General features: G+C 35.3%; 3 protein-coding genes. 1 reads left to right on the top strand and 2 read right to left on the bottom strand.

The features are described from left to right. Positions 1-178 precede the first annotated feature (178 nt). Entirely contained in the window at positions 179-1,276 is a 1,098-nt protein-coding gene (locus tag F6K13_RS11775; protein ID WP_353735655.1) for a CHAT domain-containing protein, read from the top strand. Between the two features lie 129 nt (positions 1,277-1,405). Here F6K13_RS11775 and F6K13_RS11770 read toward each other — a convergent pair whose 3' ends face one another. Then, positions 1,406-3,700: a PAS domain S-box protein gene (locus F6K13_RS11770; protein WP_287287436.1), complete on the bottom strand. Its 2,295-nt coding sequence runs from the start codon at positions 3,698-3,700 to the stop codon at positions 1,406-1,408. A 46-nt stretch (positions 3,701-3,746) separates the two neighbouring features. After that, positions 3,747-5,912 (bottom strand): response regulator, encoded by a 2,166-nt coding sequence (locus tag F6K13_RS11765; RefSeq protein ID WP_124154615.1) that lies wholly within the window; start codon positions 5,910-5,912, stop codon positions 3,747-3,749. Between the last annotated feature and the right edge of the window lie 997 nt (positions 5,913-6,909).

Genomic DNA, 6,909 nt, shown 5'->3' with positions numbered 1-6,909 from the left:
AGACTTTATCAAACTCTAATAATGCTAATTTGACTTCAAATCTTACCTTGAATACAACTTTTGAGCCAGTAGTAACAATATTAGAAAAAAATCGAATCCAAGAATATTCAGATTATTTGGAGAAGATTTTGACGAAACATTACTCCAGACAAAAAATGTCCGAGATATCTTAACTGATATGGCTAACCAAACAGGAAAAGAATCAGCCGTTGTTTATATTAATGCCTATCCCGAACAATTACAAATAATTTTATATACCAGATCGGGTCAACCAATTATTAAAACTATTGCCGAAGCTAACCGCCAAAAACTTATGGAAGTTGTACTAGAACTACGACTTCAAATTACAGATCCGAATAACCGTTATACTGATAGCTATCTCTCACCAGCACAAAAATTATATGATTGGTTGATCGCACCTATATTAGCAGAATTAAAAGCAGCAAATATTGAGACTTTACTATTTAGTATGGATGAAGGTTTACGAACTTTACCTATTGCTGCATTACATGATGGAGAACAATTTATCATAGAAAAATACAGTCTCAGTTTAATTCCTAGTGTGAGTTTAATGGATGCTAACTATCGCCCACTTCAAGATACTCAAGTATTAGCAATGGGAGCAAGTGAATTTGTTGAACACAAACCCTTACCAGCAGTACCTGTAGAATTAGAAAACATTGCGCAACGGTTATGGCAGGGTGATATGTTCCTCAATGAAGATTTTACTCTTGATCATCTAGTTATTCAAACAGAGAGTTATTCTTACCCAATTATTCATTTAGCTACTCATGCTGATTTTCTCCCAGGAAAAGCTAGTAATTCTTACATTCAATTGTGGGGAACTGAACAAATAAAGTTAGACAAAATGAGAGAACTTGGTTGGAATGAATCTACTGTTGAACTGTTAGTATTATCAGCTTGTCGTACTGCCTTGGGTGATAGAAATGCTGAATTAGGGTTCGCAGGGTTAGCGGTAGCAGCAGGAGTGAAGTCAGTGTTAGCTAGTGTATGGTATGTGAGTGATGAGGGTACATTGGGGTTGATGACGGAGTTTTATAGTCATTTGAATGATACAAAGATTAAGGCAGAAGCGTTGAGACGAGCACAGTTCGCAATGTTACGAGGGAAAGTGGTTATTGCAGAAGGAGAGTTAAGGGGAAGTGGAGTGCATAGGGTAGTGGTGTTACCGTCGGCGTTAGCAAATCTGGAGAATGATAATTTATCTCATCCTTATTATTGGGCAGGGTTTACTATGGTTGGTAGTCCCTGGTAACTCAAACAAAAACAAGCCCAAAACATATGAAATACGCTGTAAATCCTCAGCAACTTGTTCCTTGCACACTTCCCATACTCCCCATCTCCCTATCTCCCCATCTCCCCTTAAATAGATCCCAAATTGGTTCTATATCTCATCCAAAATTGGTAAGGCTACAAAAAAAGTGCTACCTTCTCCTAAAGTGCTTTCTGCCCAAATTTTGCCTTGATGTTGTTGGACAATACTGCGACAAATGGCTAAACCTAAACCTGTGCCTCCCTTCTGGCGAGAGTCAGAAGCATCAACTTGTTGAAAGCGACCAAAAATACTTTCTATCTGATCGGCAGGAATACCTCGCCCTTGGTCTTTAACTGCAATCAAAACTTGATAACTATATAAGCATTTTGTTTTAACTGTTGAAGTGAAGTTATCGGAGCTAATAGTATGGTTTCTATTTATAACTTGTTTGCTAGCAGTCAACCAGACTGTTGTTCCTTTTGGGGAATATTTGATGGCATTACTAAGTAAGTTAGTTAAGGTTTGAATTAATTTGTCGGGGCATCCCCAAAACTTAGTATCGACTGTTCTTACTGACAAATTAACTCCTGCTTCCTCTGCAATAGGTTGCATTTCATTTACTGTCTGGAGCATTAATTCAGCAATGTTACAAGTTTGTTTCAGCGTTGTTACTTGCTGGGAATGAAGGCGTTCTAAATCTAGAATATCGTTGATTAACCGTATTAAACGGTCTGTGTTAGCAATGGCAATATTTAGCATCCTGTTACCTCTTTCTGGCGCTTGATTAAGTAATCCACTTTTCAATAAAGCTAAAGCACCGTGAATAGAAGCAAGAGGAGTGCGTAACTCGTGACTCACAACAGAAATAAATTCGTTTTTCATCTGTTCGACTGCTTGACGTTCTGTTATATCTTTAAATGTTACAACTGCACCAATAATTTTTCCCTGTTCTAAAATAGGTGTGCTTACATATTCTACGGGAAAATGTGAACCGTCTCGTCGCTGAAAAAATTCATCAGTAACTTGGCAAACTATACCTTTTTTTAAAGTTGTTGTAAGTTGACTATCTGAGTTATTTTTTTGTGCTGAAAATTTATCATTTTTGTTGTTAATTTTATCTTTTTCTTTGTGGTTTAATACTCCGCCGTCTACAGAATGTTTACAATTGCTTGGAGTTTGAGTACCTATCAACTTTTTCCCTATTCCTTCTTCCTTCTTCCCTCTTCCTTCTTCTTTGTTGTTAATTTTATCTTTTTCTTTGTGGTTTAATACTCCGCCGTCTACAGAATGTTTACAATTGCTTGGAGTTTGAGTACCTATCAACTTTTTCCCTATTCCTTCTTCCTTCTTCCCTCTTCCTTCTTCAACCCCAGAAATTATCAAACTCCAGTCACTATTTACCAGCTCTTTAATTGTATAACCAGTCATTCTTGCTGCTGCTGGATTAGCAAAAGAGATTTTTCCCAATATATCTATTCCACAAATCCCTTCTCCGGCTGAGTTTAATATTAATTGATGTTGGTAACGAAGCTGTTCAAAAGATTTTTCTATCTGCTTACGATCGCTTATATCCCGAGCAATAGTTGAGACTCCTATAATATTACCTTCAGTATCTTTGATTGGAGATATTGTTAAAGCTACATCTATATGTTTACCATCTTTTCTAATATGTACAGTTTCATAATTATCTATACTAGCTCCTGCCCTAATATTTGCTAAAATTTGGGAAATTTCATTTGGCCTTTCTGGCACAGCTAACATAGAAATAAAACGGCCTTTTACTTCAGAAATAGAGTAACCATAAATTGCTTCTGCTCCTGAATTCCAACTATAAATAATTCCTTCTAAAGTATTACCAATAACTGCATCATTAGAGGATTCTACTATAGAAGCCAATCTAATCATCACTTTTTCTGTTTGTTTTTGCTCTGTAATATCACGCCCCAAAACAACTATTCCATTACGTTTTCCATCTTCATAAAATAACGGTACTTTAATTACGTCATAAATTTTCATGCTGCCATCTCGTTTGGGAATTATTTCTTCACCCCTAGACAAAGTTCTTTTCTTCCATGCTTCTCTATCACTATGATGACAAGATAAAAAAGCCTCTCGATAAAAACTACTAATTTCTCCCAATTCTATATCTGATTTACCACGATAATCTACTTTTTCTATTTCAAATAATTCCAGCATTGATTGATTAGCTTCTAGCCATTGGCCTGTACCATCTTTAAAGCAGACAATATCTGGCATAGCGTTAATCAAAGTTCGGAGTTGTAAAGATGTTTTTTGATATTTTTCTACTAGCTCTTGTAGTGCTTTTTCTGCTCTTTTACGTTCCCTAATTTCTGCTTTTAATTGAGCATTAGCATTTTTTAAAGATTCTATTAAATTGGTTGGATTTTTAGTTACAATTTGCATTTTTTTTATCCTATTTAATTGTTTTTACAGTTAATTAGTTGCATAATCAAACACTGATACTACGTTTAATCCGATTAATAACACGAGTAATTAAATCAGAATATTTAAATGGTTTACAGATATAATCATCTGCACCAGCAGTAAAAACTTGATGACAAATAATAGGGTTGTAATGAGCTGTCAAAAATATCACAGGCAGCCAATTCCAATGTGGATCGTTACGAATAACTTGGCACAAATCAATTCCATTAAAATATGGCATTTCTATGTCTAAAATTAATAAATCTGGCACTTTATTTTCCAAGATTTTCCAGAAATATCGCTCATCACTCAGGGTTACAACTTTAATTCCCCATTGCGTTAGTATCTGTTCGATGGTCTCCAAAATTTGCAGGTCGTCATCTACAATCATCACAGTTGCTAAAGTCTGATTTTTTCGCCAGATATCTAATACTATATCTATAACTTGAGCTGCTGGTAATGGTTTTTTTAGATATGCTGATGCTCCTAGTTTAGCAATTTTTACGCGATCGTTCAATTCACCTTTAGTATTAAGTACAACTACAGGTAAGGATGGTATCTGACTTGAAATTTTGGCTAATATTTTCTCTGAATTAGCAGCAACTTCAAGGTCAAGTAAAACTACATTAGGAGAGAATGATAAATCTGGCAAACTATAGTTTAAATCCTGATTAATATAAGCATCTATATCTGTGGTTATTAAAACATCTGAAGCCAGCTTAAATTGTATTTTTTTTGTGACAGCATCCTCAACTAATTGTTTTGCGAATAAACTATCTTTGTCTAGTATTAATAATAATTTACATTCTGGAACTATAGGAATAGAATATTGACGATCGAGATATTTTATCTGTTGATTATCACTTTTTTCTTTGTCGATATTACTATGCTGTTCTATCTTGTTGCATAGACTTTTCACTAATTTAGATAGATTAAATATTTCGTCAGAATTAAGAGTTTTTTCTGCTGCCAATAAAGTTTCTATTTCTCTAGCTAAATCTGAGCTATCTACTAAACCAAATGTACCTAGAGAACCTGCTAATTTATGAGCTTCTTGTTGTGCTTTTTTTTGTAAATCAATCTCTAATATTTCATTTTTTCCAGCTACTACTACTTGTTCTAATACACCAATCCGCTCATTAATGCTTCCTTGAAATCTATCCCATATTTTACTGATGGAATCTTGTAGTTTTTGTTGAGATTCCTGATATTTTTGAGACTTTTCTTTATCTTTTTCTTTTGAATTTAATACCTTGCCGCATAAACAGTGTTTACAATTGGTTGGAGTTTGAGTCCCCATCCACTTTTTACTCTCTTGGTCAGCGTTCCCTCTCTTGGTCAGCGTTCCCTCTCTTGGTCGGCGTTCCCATGGCGAGGAGACCTCGCTGGGTTTCGACCGCTTGCGACTGTCGTCGTCGCGGGGTCTGACAGCTTGCGTCTGTCGCCGACACGGGGTCGTACCCCTTCTTCCTTCTTCCTTCTTCCTTCCTTCTTCTTCCTTCCTTCTTCTTCCTTCTTCAACTTGTTTTAACCGATAACCTAAACCATAAACAGTTTCGATTAAATCACTAGGCGCGCCCACTGCTTTTAATTTATGTCTTAAACCTTTAATATGCGCTCTAACTGTATCTTCTGTAGGTGTGTCTTCAAAACTCCAAACTTTATCTAAAATTGCACTACAACTAAAAACTCTTTGGTTATTGTGCATAAAAAGATTTAGAATTTCATATTCTTTAGGAGTAAGATTTAACTGTTTGTTATTGTAAGTAACTTCACAATTTTGAGGATTTAAACATAAATTACCCCATTTTTTGATGAGAGAAGCAGACTCGTTTCCCCGCCGCAATAATGCTCTAATTCTTGCTAAAAGCTCTTCTAAATTAAATGGTTTAACTACATAATCATCAGCTCCAGCATTTAAACCTTTTACTTTATCTTGATTGTTATTACGAGCAGTTAAAAGTAAAATAGGAATGTTTTTATTAAAATAACGTAATTTCTGACATAAAGTAATACCATCTAATTTAGGCAGCATTACATCTAATAAAATTAAATCATAATCGCAGGCTTGAGCTTGCTCCCAACCTGCTTGACCATCTGTAGTTATATCAACTGCAAAAAGTTGTTCAGTTAAGGCATCAGCTAAAGTTTCGGCGATAAATTGATCGTCTTCTACAACTAGAATTTTCATTGATAAAGGTCGTTAAACAATTAATAATTAACCATTATCTCTCCTTGAAAAGAAGAGTATTGACGTGGTAGGAAAAATTTTTTCTTCTCTTGCTCGATGGTCGGCCAGCGAGGAGACCTCGCCATCCCATCCTAAGGTCATGCTCCGCAAACGACCGCTTTTTTCTCCTTTATAAGGAGAGGCTTTAAACCTTAATTATTCGGTAATGGGTAATAAGTAATTGGCAATGGCTCAAACAATGCTTGCAGGTTTGTAGATGAGAAAAATTGACCTAATAATTAATACTTAATTCTAGGAAAAACAGCTTTGTAGAACTTTATTTAGCTACTGATATTGACTATTTATGTGTGATTATCTGAGTTACAATCTAACTATCAAGATTTATTTGTATAGCAGAAGGAAGAAGGAAGAAAGAAAAATCAGACAACGCCAGATTTTGAAGCTTTTTATCTGTCAAATCAAGATACTTAAGATACAGTTGTTTAGGAGTAATTAAGTAGATTTTTAGATAATCAACTGTATGTTTTTTTAAGTAGATTTAGAGTTATTGTTAACAGATTATTTTCTTAGTAGATAGGCAAAATTATTTGTATATTTACTACTCAGATATTTTTCGGTTTAAAGTTTTCCGTTCTCTGTTTTGCTACCCTTGAGTATCCCCCATTATACACCTGGAAAAGCTGATAGCTGATAACGTAGTTCCTCCGACAGGAGGCTAGCTGAGTGCTGACTGCTACTTCAAGAAATTTCCCACCCACACCAAAAATAATGTGAGTGGGGAAAATATATCTACATCACAGAAACAACTTCAACAATTTCAGGAATTTCTTCCTCTAAGCCCAAAATTTAGATGGTATTGATACAAATACAACACCAAAGATAAATGAGGTAAGTCTGGCTAAACGCGCCCATAACCTCTAAACACCGGATTAATACGTCTGTAATCTCTAACACAATACACGGTACGCTGCCGCCGGTGCACTGCACTGAGGCCGCG

The organism is Okeania sp. SIO2B9, from assembly GCF_010672505.1.
Taxonomy (GTDB): Bacteria; Cyanobacteriota; Cyanobacteriia; order Cyanobacteriales; family Microcoleaceae; genus Okeania; species Okeania hirsuta.
This window is presented reverse-complemented; position numbering and strand designations above follow the sequence as displayed.